The following is a 20,952-nucleotide window of genomic DNA, read 5'->3' as shown; positions in this document are numbered from 1 at the left end:
TCCTTGACGGCATGGCTGCCCCTCGCTATGTCGCTACCAGCGCGGGCCTGACGGCACCACATCCACGTCGGTCGACTTCACGTAAGCGATCCGGTGTCCCCACTGGAGCTGGTAGTACGTGTCCTTCCCGCGGACGTACACGTTCTTGCTCGTGTCGAACTCGGACCAGAAGTACTCACTCGGAACGGTGAAGGCGTACGGATAACGCTGCCCAGCAGGCAGGTTGTACATCAATGGAGTCACCGACTGCACCGGAACGCCCGGCGGGTACGCCGCCGCCTCCGGGTACGGCCGCCCGTAGAGAGGAACGGACTCCTTGCCCGCCTTCGGCGTGACGACGAACCCGGATGCCCACTCCACGGTCGGCGCCTTGCGCGGGTTCTTCAGCCAACCCTTCTGGCCGAGGTACCAGACCGCGACCCAGTCACCACTACGGTCGGCGATCGCGAACCTCGTTCCGGCGGAGACCCGACTGCCGTGGTCGCTGACCTTCGTCGTGCTGGTGCCGTCGGGCGGGTTGCGGCCGATGTCCTTCAGCAGTGGGGCGTCCTCGCGCGGCTCCGTACGCAGCCACAGCGCGGACGATCCCCAGTCACCACAGGGAATGTTGACGCCACCCTCGCTCGGCGGGCCGGGGTTGTCCTCACAGTTGGTGTATGCCGGACGGTTCTTGTCGAAGTCCGGGTTGATCGTCACCATGCCGCCGTTCGAGGACCGCGCGATCCGATGGAACGGCGCACCCATCAGCGTGAAGTAGCGCGCCCAGTCCCAGTACGGACCCGGATCCCAGTGGGTGAGCGGCAGGTTCGCGTTCAACGGCCCGATCACGTTGTCGTGGCCGATGATGTGCTCGCGGTCGAGCGGGATGTCGTACCGCTTCGCGAGATACCGCACCAGCTGCGCGGACTTGCGGTACATCGCCTCGGTGTACCAGGTGCCGCGCGCCGCGTAACCCTCGTGCTCGATGCCGATCGAGCGACCGTTGATGTACCAGTTGCCGGCGTGCCAGCCGACGTCCTTGGCCTTGATGTGCTGTGCGATGTGACCGTCCTGCGCGCGCACCGAGTAGTGCCACGAGGCGTTGTTGGCGATGTTCACGACCCCGTTGACGGTCGAGGCGTACGTGATCTCCGTGTCGTGGATGACGATGTACTTGATCGCCGCGGTCTCGGGCCGGTTGCTCTTGTCGTGGTTGCCGTAGTCGACCGGGTCGCCGAACTGTCCGAACGGAGCCGGCATCCACTCACACGCGAGGCTCTTCGGACACTCGGCCTCCGCGCCGGTAGTCGTGCGCAAGCCCAGCTTGCCCAGCCCGCTTCTGTCCGGCGTCACCCGCGTCGCGGCGAGCGTGACGCGCTGACCATCGTCCGTCGTACGGGTCGCGCCGTCGGCGAGCACGTCGTACACCTGGTCCGCGAATGCCTTGGCAGACTGCTGATCCGTCGCGCCGCTGTACTTCGCGACCGCGCCGTACCACTGCGCCGGGTCGGCGGAGAGCGGTCGACCGAGCTGCTGCTGGAAGTCGGCGAGCAGCGCGGCGCCGCCGGCGATGTTCGCCGCTGGCTTGGACCGGAGGTCCTGCACGGTCCGTCCGGTCAGCTCGGCGGCCTGGTCGAGCGTCTCCTTCGCGAGCGGCTCGTGTTCGGTCTTGACGTTGGCCTTCGTCGCGACGAGCGGGCGGCGGGCATCGCCTCGCGGGTCCTCGATGCCCTCGCCGTGGTGGTCGCCGCCGACGCCGGCCGCGGTGTAGTCGGTGAGGTGCATCGGGCCGAAGCCGGCGCTGGTGGACGGGTTGCCGGCGTTGGTGTCCCAGCGCGACTCGAGGTACGAGACCGCGAGCAGGACGTCCTGCGGCACTCCGTACTGCTCGGCCGCCTTCGCGTACTGCTCCTGCCGGGTCTTCGGATCCGGCCCCGTCGCGGAGGCCGGCACCGCGCTGGCGAACGCGGCGGCGATCAGGGCTGCCGAGGCGCCGATCGCGAGAAACCTTCTCGTTCTGATCACTTTCACCCCTCGTGTCGGTTTCGCCGCGAACGATAGCGGGACAACGGCTTGCAAGCCGTTCGCAGCGTGATGGCGGAGGTAAATGGAATGCGCGTTCCGTAGATCGTTGCCAGGCTCGCGTTCATGGCGTACACCGCACTCGACAGTGACCCCGATCCCGCTCTCGTCCGCCAACTGACCTTCGTCCCGTTCCGCAACGACGGGCTGTGCTGTGCCATCCCCACCTCCACGTCGGTGACACTTCCGACCGGTGCGGTGTTGCGGGGCGAGCACTGGATTCTCGATTCCAGCCTGCGCATCCCGTTGGAGACCGCCGCGTTCCGGATGCAGCGCGTCGTGCCGATCGGCTCGGCGCCGCTCGACGACGGGCTGCATGTCTACGCCTGGCTGGAAGGTGCGGCCCCGTACCGCGGCGAACGTCCGCACGCCGCCATCGACCCGGTGGTCCTGACCGCGGAGGACCTCGCGGCCAAGCTGGCCGACCCGTTGCTGTCGCGGGTGGTGCTGGACGCGGCGCGTTCGTACCGGAACGAGGACGACGCCGCCTACTACGCGAACAACCTGCGGCTGCTCGAGCCCGCGTACCTGCGCGAGCCCACGGCCGAGGGCGGATCCGGGATGGCCGGCTCGCCGGAGAAGTGGCGAGCGCATCGCGAACACATCGTCGACGGCATCGACCGGGACGGGACGCTGCTCGACATCGGCTGTGCCAACGGCTTGCTGATGGAGACCATCCAGACCTGGGCCGGCGAACGGGGCATCGCGATCGAGCCGTACGGCGTGGACCTCGCCGAGGGTCTCGTCGAGCTCGCCCGCAAGCGCTATCCCGCGTGGGCGGACCGGATCGAGGTCGGCAACGCGATCGACTACGTGCCGTCGAACGGGCGGCGGTTCACGTTCGTCCACACCCTGGTGGACTGCGTTCCGGAACACCGCCGGATGGACCTGATCCGCCACGTCGTCGACGACCTGCTCGAGCCGGGTGGGCGGCTGCTGGTGAGCCAGTACGGCGCGCTGGCCGGCGTCGACCGGACCGCGCGCGAGCGGCTGGAGGACGCGGGGTACGCCGTCGCGGGGGAGTCCCAGGCGACGGCTTGGTCGGACCCGGACTGACCGTTCACTGCTCCGCCACCACCGGGCCATTCGACAGACGTCTGACGCTCCTAGCTTGCGACGGTGCGCAGACTGCCTGGTTCCGTTGCCCTCACCCTCGCCCTCCTGGCGAGCTTCGCCCTGATCGCGGCTACTCCCGTCGCGAGCGCTCGCCCCGCGCCGAAGGCGTCGTTCGCGACGCTGCCCGACATCGGGCTCGCGTCGTTCCAGAACAGGGAGCTTCCGCACTCGATCGCCAACGACCGCGGCGTCGACCTCGGCGGCATCGGCAGCGACCTGTACCCGGCGCGGCGGTCTGACGAGTACTGGATGGTCACTGACCGCGGGCCGAACGGGCTGATCGAGGTCGACGGCAAGAACAGGCGCACGTTCCCGGTGCCGGCGTTCGACCCGACGATCGTGCGAGTCCGGGTCGCGCACGGGAAGCTGCGCGTGGTGGAGGCTCTTCCGCTGCGGACGCGTGCTGGTCGGCCGGTGACGGGGATGTCGAACCAGCTGACGCACGACGAGAGCCCGTACACCTACGACGCCTCGACGCCGTTGCCGTTCAACCCGAACGGTGTCGACACCGAGGGCCTCGTGGTCGCGCCGGACGGCTCGTTCTGGCTGGTCGAGGAGTACAACCCGTCGCTGCTGCACGTCTCGCGGCACGGTGTGGTGCTGGCGCGGTTTGTGCCGCGCGGGCTGGGGCTGACGGGGACGGGGTATCCGGTGTACGAGACGTTGCCGGCGATTCTCCTTACCCGTAAGCAGAATCGCGGCTTCGAGGGGCTCGCTCTCTCGCGCGATGGACGGACCTTGTACACGTCCGTGCAGAGCCCACTGTCGAACCCGACCAAGGCGGCCGGCGAGGCGTCGCGGGCGATCCGGTTCCTGACCATCAGTGCGCGGTCGGGCAAGCCTTTGGGGGAGTACTTGTACCGGATGCAGCCGGTGGCGGAGTACGAGCCCTCTGGTGTGCAGGACGCGATGAAGATCTCGGGGATGGTCGCGCTGGGTGGTGACCGGCTGCTCGTGGACGAGCGGACGGACAAGGTGGCGAAGCTCTATGTGGCGTCGCTGCGGCGGGCCACGAACATCCTGGGCAGCGCTTGGGACGCGTCGACGACCTTGCCGAGCCTGGAGGCGTTGGCCGAGGTGCCGTCGTCGGTGCGCCCGATGCGCAAGTCGCTCCTGCTGGACCTGTCCACGGTGCCCGGCGTGCCAGGCAAGATCGAGGGCATCGCGGTGCGGGGGAGCCGCACGGTGACGGTGGTGTCGGACAACGACTTCGGCATGTCCGACGGCCCGGCAGCATTCGACGCGAACGGCCGCCTGGTGGACAGCAACGTGGAGACGGTGCTCGCCACCATCACCCTCCCGCGCGGCACCAACCTCCGCTAGCCCCGCTTGGCCCAGCCCACGATTGGATGAAGGTGCCCTTCATCCAAAACCACCGCGAGCTAAGCCTCCAAGCCGTTCCAGGACCAGCGCGGGATGGTGAGCCCGTCGGGTACGGCGTCCGCGGACCCGTGGTACGCCGCCATGCTCGTGGTCGTCGCCCAGAGGAAGTAGTCGTACAGCGCCTGGCGGAGCCGAGGGTCGGAGTCGAGCCCGGTGTCGGTGAGGGCCTCGTCGAAGCAGGCGATCGCGCGCCGGTCCATCTCGTCGTGCTGGCCGTTGCCGCTGTGCATGCGTACGACCGACGTCTCGGAGCCGTACTTCTCGGAGTACGTCGTCGGCCCGCCGAGCGCCTCGGCCCAGTACGCGGCCAGCCGCACGGTGTGGTCCGGTCGGAAGCCGTGGCTGAACGCGTGGCTCACCAGCTCGTCCGCGAGCACTCGTTCATGCCACGCCGCGGCCAGGCGGAGCATGCCGTCGTCGCCACCCGCGGCCTCGTAAAGGGTCGTCATGGCAGTCATGATGCCGGAGCCCGGGGACAGCTCGCTTGGAGAAAATGGTCGACCAGCCGACTTATTCACACCCTGGGTAATCGCGCATGCCAACACCCAGACGAGCGGCTAGGGTCGCTGCATGTCCGAGCAGATGTCCGAAGTCACCCAGCCGTCGATCCACACGCCACCGCGGCCGGCTCAACGCCCCGTCACGTCCACCTACCACGGTGACGAGCGGGTCGACGAGTACGCGTGGCTACGGGACAAGGACGATCCGGACGTCATCACCCATCTCGAGGCGGAGAACGCGTACACCGACTCGATGCTCGCCCACCTCGGCGGGCTGCGCGAGGAGCTGTACGCGGAGTACCGCTCGCGCACCCAGGAGACCGACGAGCAGGTGCCGTATCCCGACGGTGCCTGGGAGTACGTGAGCCGCACGGTCGAGGGCAAGCAGTACTCCATCTACTCCCGCCGGCCGCTCGGCGGCGGCGACGAGCAGACCGTGCTCGACCCGAACCAGCTGGCGGAGGGCCTGGACTACTTCAGTCTCGGCGCCTTCGCGGTCTCGCCGACCGGCAACCTGCTCGCGTACGCGACCGACACCGACGGCAGCGAGCGGCTGCACCTGTACGTCAAGGACCTGCGCACGGGCGAGCTGCTGCCGGACACGATCGACAACTGCGGCTACGGCGCGGCTTGGTCGGCGGACGAGCAGTACGTCTTCTACACGACCGTCGACGAGAACACCCGGCCGTACAAGCTGTGGCGGCACAAGCTCGGCACCGACCCCAGCGCGGACGTGCTGCTGCACACCGAGGACGACGAGGCGTACTTCATGTCCGTCCGCCGCACCCGGTCCCGCGCGTGGCTGGTGATGTCGCTCGGCGCGAGCATCACCAGTGAGGTGCGCGTGCTGCCCGCCGACGACCCCGAGGGCGAGTGGCAGCTGGTCGCGCCGCGTCGGACCGGCGTCGAGTACTTCGTCGACCACCACGGCGACCGGTTCCTGATCGTGACGAACGACGAGGGCCCGGACTTTCGCGTCGCGCAGGCGCCGGTCACGGCGCCCGGTCCGGAGAACTGGACCGACCTGATCCCGCACACGCCGGGCGTCCGGATCGAGGGCATCGACCCGTTCGCCTCGCAGCTGGTCGTGTCGCTGCGCGCCGAGGGCCGGACCGAGCTGGACGTGCTCGAGGTGAGCAGCGGCGAGCGCCGGCGGCTCGCGTTCGACGAGCCGATCTACGCGGTGGGCCTGGGCATCAACCGCGAGTTCGACACGTCGGTGGTGCGGGTCGAGTACACGTCGATGACGACGCCGCCGTCGACGATCGACGTCGACCTGGTGTCGGACGCCCGCGACATCCGGAAGGTCCAGCCGGTGCTGGGCGTCGACCTCAGCCAGTACGAGTCGGCGCGGCTGTGGGCGACGGCCTCGGACGGGACGCGGATCCCGATGTCGTTCGTCTGGCGCAAGGACCGGGTGCAGGGCGGGCCGGCGGTGCTGTACGGGTACGGGTCGTACGAGATCTCCTACGACCCCTCGTTCTCCACCGAGCGGCTGTCGCTGCTCGATCGCGGCGTCGCCTTCGGCATCGCGCACATCCGCGGCGGCGGGGAGATGGGCCGCGCGTGGTACGAGCACGGCAAGAAGCTGGAGAAGGTGAACTCGTTCACCGACTTCGTCGCCTGCGCGGAGCAGCTCGTCAAGGACGGCTGGACGACGCCGTCGCAGCTGGCGATCCGCGGTGGGTCTGCTGGCGGGCTGCTGATGGGCGCGGTGCTCAACCTGCGGCCGGACCTGTTCGCGGGCGTGCTCGCGCAGGTGCCGTTCGTCGATGCGCTCAACACGATGCTCGATCCGACGCTGCCGCTCACCGTCCGCGAGTGGGACGAGTGGGGCAACCCGATCGAGGACCCGGAAACGTATGCGGCGATGAAGGCGTACGCGCCGTACGAGAACGTCGCGAAGGGCGACTACCCGCGGGTGCTCGCGACCGGCGGGCTGAACGATCCGCGGGTCGGGTTCTGGGAGCCGGCGAAGTGGGTGGCCAGGCTGCGCGACCGGCTGACCGGTGGCGGGCCGATCCTGCTGAAGACCGAGCTCGGCGCCGGGCATGCCGGCCCGTCGGGCCGGTACAACCGGTGGAAGGACGAGGCGCTGAACCAAGGGTTCCTGCTCGATGCGATCGGAGTCGTACGCAGCGACGGTTGATCATCGACCGGGCGATGTGGGCATACTGTGTGCGCCGTCCGCCCTGAGGAGGACATCGTGAGCGGGGATCTTCGAAGGTCCTTGGTGTGGCTCAAGAGCGCCGGGGCTGAACTGGTCGAGCTGAAGTTGTCGGGCACCCAGCTGACGGCGAAGGGTCTGGCGCTGGGCGCGGACCCGGTGCCGTACCGGTTGGAGTACATGCTCTCGACCGGCACCGACTACGTGGCGTCACTGTTGAAGGTGCACACGTCCGGTGCGGGCTGGGCCCGGTCGCTGGAGCTGCGCCGGGACGGCAGCGGCACCTGGGAGATCGCGGCCGAGGCGACCGGCAAGTTCGAGGGCGCCGCCGAGCCAGGCGGCGACGGCAAGGACTACCAGGGCGCGCAGGACTGCGACCTCGGCCTGTCGCCGTTGACGAACACGATGCCGGTCCTCCGCCACGGGTTGCTGGAGAGCGGTGCGGAGCCGGTCGACCTGGTGATGCCGTGGGTCTCCGTGCCCGACCTGGTCGTCGAGCCGTTGCCGCAGCGGTACTCCCACGTCCGCCGCTACGGCGGCACCTCGATCGTGCGCTTCGAGAGCGACGGCTTCGGCGCGGACATCGTCTTCGACAAGGACGGCTTCATCCTCGACTACCCCGGCATCGCCCGCCGTACGTCCTCGGAGCGCTGACCAGCTCCGGTGGTTTGGATGAAGGGCACCTTCATCCCAACCTATTGGATGAAGGTGCCCTTCATCCAAACGTGGGCGGCTGGCCAGCTCTGCACTGAAGGGGGCCAGAGGGCAGCGAGCCCCATTACCCTCTCTTCACGCTCGCGCTGCTTCCCGCACATCTGCAGGCCGTTCGCAGCTGGGACTGTTCGCGGCGGACGACAGACAAGCTGGGGAGGGGTTCGATGGTTCGTTGGCGCAGGGCCGGCACCGCGCTCGTGCTGGTGGCTGGCATGGTCGTCGCGGCAACGGGGGTGGCCGCCGCGGTTCCAGACGACAAGAAGCATGGCGGCGGCAAGACGTTCGACATCCAGGGTCACCGCGGCGGACTCGGGCTGCGGTCGGAGAACACGCTGAGCTCGTTCGGCAACGGGATGCGAGTCGGGGTGAGCACCCTCGAGCTGGACGTGCAGATCACCGAGGACAAGCAGGCCGTCGTCACGCACGACCGGCAGATCTCCGCGAACAACAAGTGCAAGGACACCGCGCCGGCGACGGCCGGTGACCCCGAGTTCCCGTACGTCGGGAAGTTCGTCAAGAACCTCACGCTCGCCCAGGTCCGCACGCTCGACTGCGGCGTCCAGCGGCTGCCCGAGCACCCCGGTCAGGTGCTGAGCCCCGGCAGCAAGATGCCGCTGCTGTCCGAGGTGTTCGCGCTGGTCAAGAGGTACAAAGCCAAGGACGTCAAGCTCAACATCGAGACCAAGGTCGAGGCCGGCGCACCGGACCAGACCGCGCCGCGCGAGGACTTCGTGCAGGTCACCGCGGGCGAGATCCGCAAGGCGGGCATGATCCGCCAGGTCACGATCCAGAGCTTCGACTGGGGCACGCTGATGCGCTGGCGCGAGGTCGAGCCGCGGCTGCCGATCGTCGCGCTGACGAACTTCGACTTCCTGCAGACCGGCCAGCCCGGCAAGTCGCCGTGGCTCGGCGGCATCGACATCGACGACTTCGGCGGCGACCCGATCAGGGCGATCAAGTCGTTCGGCGCCGACGCGTTCTCGCCGGTGCACGGGTTCCCGCAGGGCGGCAAGATCGGCGACCCCGACTACCGGCCGTACGTCACCAAGGCGATGGTGACCCACGCACACCGCAACGGCATCGAGGTCGTCCCGTGGACGATCGACGATCCGGCGACGATGGCAAAGCTCATCGACGACGGCGTCGACGGCATCATCACCGACTACCCGGACCGGCTGCGGACCGTCGCGGCTTCGTACGGGTTCAAGCTGCCGAAGAAGTACGCGTCACCGTTCGACGTCCAGGGCCACCGCGGCGCGCGGTCCGTTCGCCCGGAGAACACGCTCGCGGCGTTCTCCTACGCGCTGGCCAACCCGGACGTGTCCACACTGGAGCTCGACACCGGCGTGACGCAGAACGGTGTCCTCGTCGTGACCCACGACCGGACGGTGAACGGCTCGCACTGCGTCGACACCGCGCCCGCGTTCGCCGGCGACCCGGAGTTTCCCTATGTGGGCAGGACGATTCACTCGCTCACGTTGACGCAGCTGAAGATGCTGGACTGCGGTTCGAAGACGCTGCCGGAGTTCCCGAAGCAGCAGGCGGTGCCGGGGGAGCGGATCCCGACGCTGGCCGAGGTCTTCGCGCTGGTGCGGGCGAGCGGCCGGAAGGACGTGCGGCTGAACATCGAGACAAAGATCAGCCCGCTGGTGAACGACACCGCGCCGTACCGCACGTTCACGCGCAAGCTGGTCGACGCGATCGACGACGCCGGGTTCGAGAAGCGGGTGACGATCCAGTCGTTCGACTGGCGGACGATCCAGTACGCGCGCGAGCTGCGGCCGCGGATCGAGACGGTCGCGCTGGTGTGGCAGTACGGTCCGGCCGAGTGCGCGACGCTCGCGGACGAGTGCTCGCTGCAGGCGGTGTACGGCGACAAGAAGGTGAAGTCGCCGTGGACCGGCACGCTCGACTGGTGGAAGCTGCGTGACCTCGGCAAGCTCGTGCGCAAGTCCGGCGCGGACACGGTGTCGTCGAACTGGCAGGTGCACGACCCGGCGCAGGGGAACGTGTCGTCGCCGGACTGGTACCTCAAGGAGAACCCGGCGTTCTTCCACGGCCCGAAGGTCCAGGTCCTGCAGGACAAGTACGACCTGAAGGTCGTGCCGTACACGATCGACGACGAGCCCACGATGGAACGCGTCATCAACCTCGGCGTCGACGGCATCATCTCCGACGACCCCGACCTCCTGGTCGCCGTCGCGAGACGAGCCGGCCTCCGATAACCGACGGAACACCGAAGGGCTCGACCCACCGCGGGTCGAGCCCTTCGGTTCATACCAAGCGGGCGGCGAGCGCCTCGAGGTGGGCGCGCCACTGGGCCAGGGCCTTGTCGTCGCCGCCGGCGTGGGTGACGACGAGGCGGGCGCCGCCGTTGCCTTCGCGCATGGTCCAGCGCACCTCCGCGGTCGCGAGCACGTCGGGCGGTTCGGCCACCAGGATCGGCCCGACCTGCACCCCCGCCGGCAGGAAGCCCGCCGGGACCGCACCGCCGACCGACACGACCGTGCCGCCGGACAGCACCTCCCACACGTCCAGCGGCCCCTGGACCAGCTGCCGCTCGTACCGCGCCTCCTCGCCGTCGACTGTGCCAGCGTCGAGCCCCAGCTTCACGATCCACTCCTCGTGCGAGGACTTCAGGTCGGGCGTCATCGTGTGGTCGAGCGACGCGTCGCCGTCGGCGCCGAACGGCTGCTGGCCGTCGACCACCAGCGCGAGGTACACGAAGCAGCCGTGCCAGCCCGCCGCGTAGCTCGCCGCCGCCGGACGGTCCTGGAACGTCTGCGTCAACGTCAGCTTGCACCCGTCGCCGTCAGGCTCGAGCTCCCAGCGCAGATGCTCCGACCCCCAGCTGTACGCGAACGTCCGAGGCGGGTCGCACGCGGTGACCTCGCCGTCCTGCGGGTCGTCCTCCGGACCGAAGCTGAACGTGATCTTCGCGCCAACAGCCAGCTCCACAGTCATCGACGCCGGGAACCACTGGGCGAGTTGCTCGGGCTCGGTGAGAGCGCGCCAGACCTTCGCCGGCGGGTGGTCGAAGCTGCGCTCGAGCACCAGGACCTCGTTGTCCCCGTCGGTGCGCACGTACTCGTTCACTGGCTGTCCTCCGGCAGGTCGGGCATCTGGTCGAGGTGTCGTTCGAGGGCGTCGAGGCGGTCGGCCCAGAGTCGGCGGTACGGCATCAGCCAGTCGTCGAGCTCGACCAGAGGCTCCGGACGCAGCTCGTACCAGCGCCGCTGGGCGTCCTGACGTACGCTCACCAGGCCGGCCTCGCGGAGCACGCGCAGGTGCTTGGACGTGCCCGGCTGGGAGAGCCCGAGCTGGTCGGTGAGCTCGCCGACGAGGCGAGGCCGCTCCAGCAGCAGGTCGAGGATGCGGCGGCGCGTCGGTTCGGCGACGACCTCGAACGCGGTTGCGGTCATGGTCGACGACGATAGCCAGATCGCTATATATCCGTCAAGGCATATAGCAGAATGGGTGCGTGCCCGACTTCCTCGAGGTGCTGGCGGGGGAGGAGTCGACCCGCGGTTGGCTCACTCACCTCCAAGCGCGCCCTACGCCCGACCCCGTCCAGCTGCCCAGTCGCGACGACCTCGCACCGATCCTGCTCGACCTCGCCGTTCCCCACCAGGACATCGACGGGTTGATCGCGAGGCTGCCGACGCCAGAACGTACGCCTGACCAGTGGTGGCTACTGGAACGCGCGACCGCCGAGCTGACCACGACGATGGGCGTGATCGACGGGCCGCCGTCGTTCCCACGGCTCCCCGCCGAACTCGGCCCGGAGGGCCGGTTCTTCTTCGTCTACGTCTTCGTCGCGGCTCTTCCCGCGGCGCGGGCGTTCCACCAGACGCGCGGCATCCCCGCCGACGTCAGCCGGCGAACGTTCGCCGACCTCGGCCGCAACCTCGCCGTGCACCGGTGGCGTACGGGCGAGGGCGGGCTGGGCGTGCCGTTCTGGCTGATGAACCACTTCCGCGGAAAGCTGTACGACCTGGGCCGGCTCCAGTTTGAAAGGGTGAAGCTCGGCGGCCGTACGGGCGCCAGCGTGTCGGCAGCCGGATTGCCTTATGGGCAAGGTGATTTCGGCCTGTCGGTGCACATCCCGGAATTCTCCGGACCGTTAAGCCCGGCGGCGTGCGACTCCTCGTTCGGCGCGGCCCGCGAGTTCTTCCCGCGACACTTCCCGGACGAGCCGCTGGGCGTCGCCGCCTGCTACTCCTGGCTGCTCGATCCGCAGCTCGCGGACTACCTGCCGCCGGAGTCGAACATCGTCCGGTTCCAGCAGCGGTTCAGGCACTCCCACGACCTGGCAGACGCGGACGCCGACACGATGGAGTTCGTCTTCGGCCAGCGCGAGCCGGACCTCGACAAGCTGCCGCGGGACACCACGCTGCAACGCGCGATCGTCACCCACCTCCGCGCGGGCCGCCACTGGCACGGCGGCGCCAGCTGGTCGCCGCTGTGATGTCGGCGGCCCATGGCAGGGTGCGCGCATGGAGCCGTTGACGCACGACTGGATGATCGAGCAGCGCGAGTACGACCGGCAGCAGGAACGCCGGGGGAGGAGACACGCGTTCACCACGCTCGATCCGCGCCGCACGGCGCTGGTGGTCGTCGACATGGTCCCGTTCTTCGTCGCCGACATGGAGTACGTCCAAGGCATCGTGCCGACCATCGAACGGCTCGCCCACGCCCTCCGCCAAGCCGGCGGCACGGTCGCGTGGGTCCTCCCCGGCACCACCGAGCGAACGGCAACCACCGACGAGCTCTACGGCCCGGAGGTCGCCGAGCTGTTCCGCACCTCGGGCGGCGAAGGCCCACTGGAGAAGCGGCTCTGGCACGAGTTCACGGTCGCCCCGGAAGACCTGCTGGTGGAGAAGACCGCCAGCAGCGCGTTCTTCCCCGGCCGCTGCGACCTCCCCAACAAGCTCCGTGAGCGCGACATCGACACCGTGCTCATCACCGGCACCGTCGCGAACGTCTGCTGCGAGTCCTCCGCGCGCGACGCCAGCACGCTCGGCTATCGCGTGATCATGGTCGCCGACGCCAACGCCGCCCGGCGCGACCAGGATCTCAACGCCACGCTGTACACGATCTACCGCACGTTCGGCGACGTCCGCCCCACCGACGAGATCCTCGACCTTATCGCCCACTGAGCAAGGCGGAAACCCACTCAGGAGTCGTCGTCCGACCCTTCGCTCTCCTCGGGTTCCTCGGGCGAGGCGGACTTCGCCCGGATGGTCAGGTACCACCAGCCGTCGTGGTACGGGTCGGGCGGCAGCCGGCGCGGGCTCGCAGGCTCGTCGTCGTCCGACGACATGTCAGCCCTCGCGCCGTACGACGGCGAGCGGCGGAGCGGTCCGGTACGGGTCCTGCCCGCGCCCGTCGACCGAGTCCAGCAACGCGTTCCGCACCTCACACGGCGTCGGCGCACCCGCCAGCAGCCGAGGAACGTTCGCCAACGCCTCCGAGGAGAACAGCCGCACGGCGAGCGGCGAGAACGCCACCAGATAGTCCCCGCCCTCGGAGCGCACGGGTCCCGCCTCGACGCCGGTGGTGGCCGCACGACACACGGCACCGGGCGACTCGTGCGCACCGAGGAAGAGGACTGGCGGAGAGACTCGACGCGCGATGTCGACCTGTCCGGACGCGTGCAGGTCGAGCATCGTCATGCTCGGACCGGGCTGGAAGTCGCTGCCCAGTTGCCGACTCATCAGCTTGCACAGCACTTCCACCGAGTCCTGCGCCGGGCAACCCACGGCGGCGAGCTTGGCCGTCGCCGCCTCGAGCTGTCCGACGACACTCGGGTGCCGGCCGCGCGTGGCAGGTTCACCTACCAGCACCCGCACCCGATCGGCGGCGTCCACGCGTACGGCGAAACCCCCGGGCCACGCCGTGACACAAATGGACCAACCGAACGGGCCGCAGGGATCGCAGGCGCGGTGGGCCCCCGTGACGTCGTGCCGCGCGTCGGCCAGCGTCATCCCGCGTTCCTCATCTCCTGTTGCGTTTCGACGTGTGTCTCGATCTCGAACACGTGGTGCAGCCCGGTACGCCGGAGCAGATCCAACGTGCGCCGGTTGGCCTTCCTGACCACGACCCCGCCCCCTCGCGACCGGCAGACCCGATGCGTGCTGAGCAACGCGGCGACCGACGTCGAGGACAGCTGCCGCAGACCTGCCAGGTCGACGACGATCACGCGGGCACCGCCGGCCAGCAGATGTCGCAGCTGCCAACGAAGCCTCGCCATCCCGTCGACGAACGTCTCGTCGTCGAGCCGCACCACGACACGTCCGTCGTCCCTCGCGTCGCCAGGTAGCACCACGGCCAGCTCCTTTCGACGAGGTGTCCACGCTGGCAGCGCGAGGTTGCGGTGGAAGCGCGCACTACTTTGAGATTCTGTGACGATCGGCACCGCTGCCCATGTGGACATGTCGGTTTTGGCAGCATGAAGGTGTGACGAACCGGCTGCTCATCGTCGAGGACGACGACCGGATCCGCACCGCACTACGACTCGGGCTGGAGGACGAGGGATACGTCATCATCGAATCGGGCTCCGCCGAAGCGGCGCTCGCGGAGGTCGCGGACGCGCCTCCCGACCTGATGATCGTCGATCTGATGCTCGGCGGGATCGACGGTTTCACCTGTATCCGTGAGATTCGTCGGCAGCACGACCTGCCGATCATCATCGTCAGCGCGCGTACGGACACGCATGACATCGTCGCCGGGCTCGAGGCCGGGGCGGACGACTACGTCACGAAACCCTTTCAGATCAAGGAGATCTCGGCTCGCCTGCGAGCGCTGCTTCGACGCTCAGGTTCGACGACCGCGGACGATTCGGCTGGCGCCGACCTCGTGATCGACTCCGTAGGGACGACGCCGCTCGTGCTCTCGCCGCGTGCGGGCGTCGTACGGCGCGGCGACCGCGAGATCCACCTCACGCTCACCGAGTACCGCGTGCTGTCCGAGCTCGCGAGCGAACCGGGCCGCGTCATCAGCCGCCGCGGACTGCTCGAGACGGTGTGGAACCGCGACTACTTCGGTGACGAACGCATCGTCGACGTGCACGTCCGAAGGCTGCGTACCAAGATCGAGCCCGATCCGGCCAACCCGTGTCTCGTCGTCACGGTCCGCGGACTCGGGTACCGTCTCGACCCACGATGAGGCTGCCCATTCTCGGCCTTCGCGGGCGAGTGATCCTGGCGTTCGGGCTGGGAGCCACCACGATCACCGCGGCGTTCGCGGTACTGACGTACGTGCTCGCGCAGAACTACCTGGTGGAGCAACGGCAGCGTTCCTCGCTCCGGCAGGCCTACACCGACGCGACGCTCGTCCGCGACCAACTCGAGACGAACGGGGTCGGCGCCGCCGACGCGATCGCCAAGCTCGCGCCGCCCACGTCGACGTCGATCGTCCTTTACTGGCAAGGAGATTGGTATGCGTCGTCGCTCGAAGCCGGACGCGACGCCGTCCCCACGCAGATCCGTCGCCTGGTCGCCGACGGCAAGGTGGTCACCCAGCGCGTGGACCAGGACGGGGACACGCCCGAGCTCGTCATCGGGCTGCCGCTGCCCGCGGTCGACGCGGAGCTGTACGAGATCAGCACGATGGAGCAGCTCGACGAGACCCTCGCGGTCCTCGGCACCGTCCTGATCGTCGGTGCCGTGGTCGCCGCGCTCGGCGGCGTCGCGTTGGGCATCTGGGCGAGCAGATCGGTGATCCAACCGCTCGATCGGGTGGCGGCCACCGCCGCGCAGATCGCGGCCGGACAACTCGGCAGCAGACTTCCCGCGACCCGAGATCCCGGGCTCGCCACGATCGTCGGATCGTTCAACAGCATGGCCGAAACGTTGCAGCAAAGATTGCAGCGCGACGCCCGGCTCGCGGCCGACGTGAGCCATGAGCTCCGATCGCCGCTGACGACGCTGATGGCTGCCGTCGAGGTGATGAACAAGCGGCGCGAGGAGCTGCCGCCGCGGTCGCAGGAGGCCCTGGGACTGGTGACGGAAGAGCTGGGGCGGTTCGAACGGCTCATGCGGAACCTGCTCGACCTCGCCCGCGCCGACGCCGGACTCGATCCCGCCGACACCGAGCAGCTTCCGTTGACGGAGCTCGTCCGGCACACGCTCTCCAACACGGGACGTTCGGCCGCGCTGCTGAACGTGACGACGTCGGAGCCGACGATCGTCCGCGGTGACCGGGCAAGGCTGGACCGCGTTCTCACCAACCTGCTCGACAACGCCGATCGCCATGGCGGCGGCGCGACCGCCGTCACGGTCAGCACCACGGCCGACCGCGTCCTCGTCGATGTCGACGACGACGGACCCGGCGTCGCCGAGGCCGACCGCGAGCGCATCTTCGAACGGTTCGCGACCGGTGTCGCCCGCTACTCCTCGTCCGGAACGGGTCTCGGGCTCGCGCTGGCGACCGAGACGGTCGGCGCGCACGGCGGCACCATCTGGTGCACCACACCGCCGTCGGGCAACGGCGCCAGGTTCACGTTCGCACTACCGCGGAGCGCGTCATGACTCGACGCCGATTGGTTGTGATTGCCCTTGCCTGCCTGGCGATTCTCGCCGGATGTGGCGGCGTCTCGGCCGAGTCCACTCCCCGCGTCATCAACCCCACCCTGGTACCGAACCAGCTGCTGGACACGAAGGCACCGCGGCCGTCCGACCAGCCCACCGGGACCGGCGGGACCGGCGGGACCATGGTCACGTACTTCGTCTCCGCGGGCCGCATCGTTCCCGTCCGCAGGCCCGAGCTCGAGGGAACGACGGGGGAGCGGCTCCGCAGGTCGATCGGACTCCTGCTCGAAGGCCCCACCGAGAAGGAGCAGGCCAGTGGTCTCGGGACCGCGGTGCCGATCGACCTCGACCTCTCCGTGACGTCGGTCCGCGGGTCGACGGTGACCATCGAGGTCGCGGGAACGGCGCGGAACTCGCGGTCGGAGGACCGCACGCTCGCCGTCGCCCAGATCGTTCTCACCACGACGTCGGTCAACGGCATCGACGCCGTTCAGCTCACCCAGGAAGGGAAAACGATCGAGGCGCCGCTCGTCGACGGCAGCCTCAGCGCGGCGCCGCTGACCGCGTCCGACTACGCGGCCCTGCTCGCCGCGACGACGACCTGGCCTACTCGTACGCGCTGAGCAGCCGGGTCCGTGACGTCTCGAGGTGGGCCCGCATCGCCTTCTCCGCGACCTCCGGGTCGTGCTCGCGGATGGCCGCGACGATCGCCTGGTGCTCGGCGACCGTGACCTCGGCGATGCCGTGGTGGAAGTAGAGCCGGTACGTGTGGGTGTGGGTGCGCAGCCGGGTCAGCGTCTCAGCGATCAACGGGTTGCCGCTGGCGCCCGCGATGGTCGTGTGCAGCGCGGTGTCCTGGCCGGCGAACTCGCGGTACGCCTGGTAGTCGTCGCCTTCGACCGCCGGCATCATCAGCCCGACGGCGTCCTCCATCGCCCGCACCTCGCCGGCGGTCGCGTGGGTGGCGGCCCTGGCCGCGGCGACCGGCTCGAGCAGCAGCCGGAGGTCGTACAGGTCGAGCAGTCCCTGTCGGTCGAGCAGGGGAGCGACCAGGTAGCCCGCGTTCGGGCGGCGAACGACCAGCCCCTCCGCCTCGCAGCGGAACAACGCCTCACGTACGGGCGTCGCTGAGACCTGCAGCTCCCGCGACAGCCCGTCGATCGACAGCCTCGTGCCGGGCTGCAGGTCGGTGTCCATCAAGAGCTGCTTGACCGACTCGTACACGGTCTCGCGCAGCATCAACCGCGGCGCCCGCTCCAGCTTCGGTCTCGGCTCTGCCACCTCGGACCTTCCCCGTCGTTCACGAAGGTCCCCACGCTATCGGTTCGGTTTTCGTATCCGATGACGCCGGATTACTTGACAAGGTGTCGAAATAGGATTCCAATATCGTATCCGATCCAGCGATGGGGATTTCATGACCAAGATCGCGAACGTCCGGTGCCAGTTGGTCGACCTCGAGCCCGAAACCGTCCGCTTCGACGCGAGCCAGAGTTTCGTCAAGCAGGAGACCGTGCTGGTGACGATCGAGACGGTCGACGGCGTCAGCGGGACCGGGTACTCGTACACGATCGGCACCGGGGGAAGCTCGGTCCTCGCGTTGCTCCGCGACCACCTCGTGCCCGGGCTGCTGGGGGCGGACGCCCGCGACGTCGAACGGATCTGGCAGCGGATGCTGGCCGGCACCCGCGCCACCACCACCGGGGTCATCACCGCGCTCGCGATGGCCGCGGTCGACATCGCGCTGTGGGACCTACGCGGCAAGCGGGTCGGTGAGCCGGTGTGGCGCCTCGCAGGCGGGGCGCACGAACGGCTGCCGCTCTACGACACCGAGGGCGGCTGGATCCACCTGTCCGTCGACGAGCTGGTGCGCAACGCGGTCGCCGCCAAGGCGACCGGCGTACGCGGCGTCAAGGTGAAGGTCGGCAAGCCGTCGCTCGTCGAGGACGCCGAACGGCTCGCCGCCGTTCGGGAGGCGGTCGGGCCCGAGTTCGAGGTCATGGTCGACGCCAACCAGTGCTTCACCGGCGCCGAGGCGCTGCGCCGGGCACACGCGTACGAGGCGCTGGGCATCGCCTGGTTCGAGGAGCCGCTGCCCGCCGACGACCTCGCCGGACACGTGCGGCTCGCCCGGGCCACGACCGTCCCGGTCGCGGTGGGGGAGTCGATCTACTCGACCCAGCGGTTCGCCGAGTACCTGTCCGCCGGCGCGGCCGGGATCGTCCAGGTCGACGCGGCACGAATCGGCGGGATTACGCCGTGGCTCAAGGTGGCGCACACCGCGGAGTCGTTCAACGCGCCGGTCGCGCCGCACTTCCTGATGGAGCTGCACGCCAGTCTGGCCTGCGCCGTACCGAACGGCATGTACGTCGAGCACATCCCGCAGCTGGACGCGATCACCCACAACCGGCTGCTGGTCGAGGAGGGCTGGGTTCGCCCGCCCGAAGGGCCTGGCATCGGCATCGACTGGAACCTCGATGCCATCGACGACCTGCGGGTGGGGTGATGACGACCACCCAACCCGGCGCACCTCTCGTTCGCCTCGACGAACCGATCGACCCGGCGCCGCAGCCGAAGCGGGGACGCGGCCACGTCAAGCGGGACCGCTGGACCGAGGCGAAGCGGTCGTGGCGGCGGCACTGGCAGCTGTACCTGCTGATCATCCTGCCGGTCGCGTACTTCGTGATCTTCAAGTACATCCCGATCAGCAACGCCGTGATCGCGTTCAAGAGCTTCAACGTGCTCGAGGGTCCGTGGGGCAGCCCGTGGGTCGGGTTCAAGAACTTCGAGCTGTTCTTCAGCAACCCGATGTTCGGCACGCTGCTGAAGAACACGTTCACGCTCGCGTTCTACCTCGTGCTCGCGAGCTTCCCGCTGCCGATCCTGCTGGCGATCGGGCTGAACGAGATCCGCCAGGGGATCTTCAAGAAGTCCGTCCAGCTGATCACCTACGCGCCGTACTTCATCTCCACCGTCGTCGTGGTCTCGATGACGATCCTCATCCTGTCGCCGCGGATCGGGCTGATGAACGACGCGCTCGGGCTGATCGGCGTCCCCGCGGTCGACTTCCTCGGCGACGAGGACTACTTCCGCCACATCTACGTGTGGTCCGACGTCTGGCAGACGACCGGCTACTCCGCGGTGATCTATCTCGCCGCGCTGGCCGGCATCGATCCTGCCCTGCACGAGTCGGCGAAGATGGACGGCGCCAGCCGGCTGCAGCGGATCTGGCACGTCGACCTTCCGGGCATCATGCCCACCGCCGTGGTCATCCTCGTGCTCGGCGTCGGCAACCTGATGGCGATCGGGTTCGAGAAGGTCTACCTGCTGCAGAACCCGCTGAACCTCGCCCAGTCGGAGATTATCGCGACCTACGTCTACAAGACGGGTCTGCTGAACGCGGACTTCTCCATGGCGACCGCGGTCGGGCTGTTCAACTCCGTCGTCAACCTCGCCTTGCTGCTGCTCGTCAACTTCGTCGCCAAGCGGATCACCGGGAATGGACTGTGGGGTTGATGAGCGCGCTCACGTTGGACCGCGAGCAACGGCGAACGCCGGGAACGCCGCCCAGCAAGAAGATTCGCGATCCGTTCAGCGATCGCGTCCTGGTGATCGTCATCACCGTCATGCTCGCGGTCGTCCTGCTGCTGGTGCTGCTGCCGATCGTCTACATCGTCGCGAACTCGTTCTCCAGCCCGCGCGCCGTCAGCTCCGGGCAGGTGACGTTCTGGCCGGTCGACTTCTCGCTGGTCGCGTACCAAGAGGTCCTCACCAACCCGCAGGTCCTGCAGGGCTACTACAACTCGCTGATCTACGCCGTCGCCGGAACGTTGATCAGCGTCACGCTGACGGTGGCGATCGCGTACCCGCTGTCGCTCAAGACGTTCTTCGGGCGCAACGTCGTGATGACCGGTCTGCTGTTCACGATGCTCTTCTCCGGCGGCCTGATCCCGACCTACCTGGTCGTCCAGGACCTTGGCATGTTGAACACCCGATGGGCGCTGCTGATCCCCAGCGCGATCGGCGTGTGGCAGGTGATCATCGCGCGGACGTTCTTCGCGCACTCGATCCCGAACGAGCTGTACGAGGCGGCGATGCTGGACGGGGCGAGCGAGCTGCGCTTCCTGTGGTCGGTCGTACTGCCGCTGTCCAAGCCGCTGCTGGCGGTGCTCGCGCTGATGTACGCGATCTTCCAGTGGAACTCGTACTTCGATGCCCTTGTCTACTTGAAGGATCCCAATCTCTTCCCGCTGCAGATCGTGCTGCGGAACATCATCATCCTGAACACGACGACGGCCGCCTCCGGTGACATCGGGCAAGGGCTCGACGCACGGGAACTGGCCAACGTCCTCAAGTACGCGCTCATCGTCGTCTCGAGCCTGCCCGTACTGATCATCTATCCGTTCATCGCGCGGCACTTCACCAAGGGCGTCATGGTCGGCGCCATCAAGGGCTAAGCAGCAATCCCCCCAAGAGGCTCAGC

General features: G+C 68.6%; 21 protein-coding genes. 13 read left to right on the top strand and 8 right to left on the bottom strand.

Annotated elements, in window-relative coordinates:
• Positions 1-33 precede the first annotated feature (33 nt).
• Positions 34-2,004 (bottom strand): N-acetylmuramoyl-L-alanine amidase, encoded by a 1,971-nt coding sequence (locus tag JOD67_RS23900; protein ID WP_307782524.1) that lies wholly within the window; start codon positions 2,002-2,004, stop codon positions 34-36.
• Between the two features lie 123 nt (positions 2,005-2,127).
• On the opposite strand from JOD67_RS23900, the gene JOD67_RS23895 reads away from it, so the two are divergent.
• Both JOD67_RS23895 and JOD67_RS23890 read left to right on the top strand, forming a co-directional pair.
• Positions 2,128-3,117 (top strand): class I SAM-dependent methyltransferase, encoded by a 990-nt coding sequence (locus tag JOD67_RS23895; protein WP_239554014.1) that lies wholly within the window; start codon positions 2,128-2,130, stop codon positions 3,115-3,117.
• A gap of 63 nt (positions 3,118-3,180) precedes the next feature.
• Complete coding sequence (locus tag JOD67_RS23890) at positions 3,181-4,500, top strand: esterase-like activity of phytase family protein (RefSeq protein WP_205119931.1); 1,320 nt, start codon at positions 3,181-3,183, stop codon at positions 4,498-4,500.
• Between the two features lie 59 nt (positions 4,501-4,559).
• Here JOD67_RS23890 and JOD67_RS23885 read toward each other — a convergent pair whose 3' ends face one another.
• A complete protein-coding gene (locus JOD67_RS23885) occupies positions 4,560-5,009 on the bottom strand; it encodes a group II truncated hemoglobin (protein WP_205119930.1) in 450 nt (149 codons plus the stop codon).
• A 121-nt stretch (positions 5,010-5,130) separates the two neighbouring features.
• Here JOD67_RS23885 and JOD67_RS23880 point away from each other — a divergent pair, with 121 nt between their 5' ends.
• The 3 genes from JOD67_RS23880 to JOD67_RS23870 all read left to right on the top strand — a co-directional run bounded on the left by JOD67_RS23880 (position 5,131) and on the right by JOD67_RS23870 (position 10,166).
• Positions 5,131-7,209 (top strand): S9 family peptidase, encoded by a 2,079-nt coding sequence (locus tag JOD67_RS23880; protein WP_205119929.1) that lies wholly within the window; start codon positions 5,131-5,133, stop codon positions 7,207-7,209.
• Between the two features lie 57 nt (positions 7,210-7,266).
• Positions 7,267-7,881 carry a putative glycolipid-binding domain-containing protein gene (locus tag JOD67_RS23875; RefSeq protein WP_307782523.1) on the top strand — a complete coding sequence of 205 codons (615 nt, stop codon included), beginning with the start codon at positions 7,267-7,269 and terminating at the stop codon, positions 7,879-7,881.
• A gap of 224 nt (positions 7,882-8,105) precedes the next feature.
• A complete protein-coding gene (locus JOD67_RS23870) occupies positions 8,106-10,166 on the top strand; it encodes a glycerophosphodiester phosphodiesterase family protein (protein WP_205119927.1) in 2,061 nt (686 codons plus the stop codon).
• Between the two features lie 49 nt (positions 10,167-10,215).
• On the opposite strand, the gene JOD67_RS23865 is transcribed toward JOD67_RS23870, so the two are convergent.
• Both JOD67_RS23865 and JOD67_RS23860 read right to left on the bottom strand, forming a co-directional pair.
• Positions 10,216-11,037: an SRPBCC family protein gene (locus tag JOD67_RS23865; RefSeq protein WP_205119926.1), complete on the bottom strand. Its 822-nt coding sequence runs from the start codon at positions 11,035-11,037 to the stop codon at positions 10,216-10,218.
• Positions 11,034-11,363, bottom strand: a complete 330-nt coding sequence (locus tag JOD67_RS23860) for an ArsR/SmtB family transcription factor (RefSeq protein ID WP_205119925.1) — start codon at positions 11,361-11,363, stop codon at positions 11,034-11,036. The genes JOD67_RS23865 and JOD67_RS23860 overlap by 4 nt, the downstream gene beginning before the upstream one ends.
• Before the next feature lie 59 nt (positions 11,364-11,422).
• Between JOD67_RS23860 and JOD67_RS23855 the strand changes: the two genes are divergently transcribed.
• Both JOD67_RS23855 and JOD67_RS23850 read left to right on the top strand, forming a co-directional pair.
• Positions 11,423-12,409 carry an acyltransferase domain-containing protein gene (locus JOD67_RS23855; RefSeq protein ID WP_205119924.1) on the top strand — a complete coding sequence of 329 codons (987 nt, stop codon included), beginning with the start codon at positions 11,423-11,425 and terminating at the stop codon, positions 12,407-12,409.
• Positions 12,410-12,437: 28 nt separating this feature from the next.
• Positions 12,438-13,100: a cysteine hydrolase family protein gene (locus JOD67_RS23850; RefSeq protein WP_205119923.1), complete on the top strand. Its 663-nt coding sequence runs from the start codon at positions 12,438-12,440 to the stop codon at positions 13,098-13,100.
• A gap of 17 nt (positions 13,101-13,117) precedes the next feature.
• Here JOD67_RS23850 and JOD67_RS23845 read toward each other — a convergent pair whose 3' ends face one another.
• The 3 genes from JOD67_RS23845 to JOD67_RS41315 form a co-directional block, all read right to left on the bottom strand.
• Positions 13,118-13,264, bottom strand: a complete 147-nt coding sequence (locus JOD67_RS23845) for a hypothetical protein (protein WP_205119922.1) — start codon at positions 13,262-13,264, stop codon at positions 13,118-13,120.
• Between the two features lies 1 nt (position 13,265).
• Positions 13,266-13,811, bottom strand: coding sequence for a hypothetical protein (locus JOD67_RS23840; protein WP_205119921.1), 546 nt, complete (start codon positions 13,809-13,811; stop codon positions 13,266-13,268).
• Positions 13,812-13,924: 113 nt separating this feature from the next.
• Entirely contained in the window at positions 13,925-14,269 is a 345-nt protein-coding gene (locus JOD67_RS41315) for an STAS domain-containing protein (RefSeq protein WP_205119920.1), read from the bottom strand.
• Between the two features lie 131 nt (positions 14,270-14,400).
• Between JOD67_RS41315 and JOD67_RS23830 the strand changes: the two genes are divergently transcribed.
• From JOD67_RS23830 to JOD67_RS23820, 3 genes are read left to right on the top strand one after another with little or no spacing between them, the layout of a single operon-like run.
• Positions 14,401-15,108, top strand: a complete 708-nt coding sequence (locus JOD67_RS23830) for a response regulator (protein ID WP_205119919.1) — start codon at positions 14,401-14,403, stop codon at positions 15,106-15,108.
• Entirely contained in the window at positions 15,105-16,472 is a 1,368-nt protein-coding gene (locus JOD67_RS23825) for a HAMP domain-containing sensor histidine kinase (protein WP_205119918.1), read from the top strand. Before JOD67_RS23830 ends, JOD67_RS23825 begins: the two co-directional genes overlap by 4 nt.
• On the top strand, positions 16,469-17,095 hold the full coding sequence (locus JOD67_RS23820; protein ID WP_205119917.1) for a GerMN domain-containing protein: 627 nt from the start codon (positions 16,469-16,471) through the stop codon (positions 17,093-17,095). The genes JOD67_RS23825 and JOD67_RS23820 overlap by 4 nt, the downstream gene beginning before the upstream one ends.
• Here the strand turns inward: JOD67_RS23820 and JOD67_RS23815 are convergent.
• Positions 17,079-17,753 carry a GntR family transcriptional regulator gene (locus tag JOD67_RS23815; protein ID WP_307782522.1) on the bottom strand — a complete coding sequence of 225 codons (675 nt, stop codon included), beginning with the start codon at positions 17,751-17,753 and terminating at the stop codon, positions 17,079-17,081. The genes JOD67_RS23820 and JOD67_RS23815 overlap by 17 nt on opposite strands.
• Before the next feature lie 133 nt (positions 17,754-17,886).
• Here JOD67_RS23815 and JOD67_RS23810 point away from each other — a divergent pair, with 133 nt between their 5' ends.
• The 3 genes from JOD67_RS23810 to JOD67_RS23800 are packed head-to-tail and all read left to right on the top strand — an operon-like array spanning position 17,887 to position 20,926.
• A complete protein-coding gene (locus JOD67_RS23810; protein WP_205119916.1) occupies positions 17,887-18,975 on the top strand; it encodes a mandelate racemase/muconate lactonizing enzyme family protein in 1,089 nt (362 codons plus the stop codon).
• Complete coding sequence (locus JOD67_RS23805) at positions 18,975-19,985, top strand: ABC transporter permease (RefSeq protein WP_205119915.1); 1,011 nt, start codon at positions 18,975-18,977, stop codon at positions 19,983-19,985. The genes JOD67_RS23810 and JOD67_RS23805 overlap by 1 nt, the downstream gene beginning before the upstream one ends.
• Complete coding sequence (locus tag JOD67_RS23800; protein WP_205119914.1) at positions 19,985-20,926, top strand: carbohydrate ABC transporter permease; 942 nt, start codon at positions 19,985-19,987, stop codon at positions 20,924-20,926. Before JOD67_RS23805 ends, JOD67_RS23800 begins: the two co-directional genes overlap by 1 nt.
• Positions 20,927-20,952: the final 26 nt, after the last annotated feature.

The sequence above is a fragment of the Tenggerimyces flavus genome, assembly GCF_016907715.1.
GTDB lineage: Bacteria > Actinomycetota > Actinomycetes > Propionibacteriales > Actinopolymorphaceae > Tenggerimyces > Tenggerimyces flavus.
Note: the sequence above shows the minus strand (reverse complement) of the source record. Positions and strands in the feature narration are given on the sequence as shown.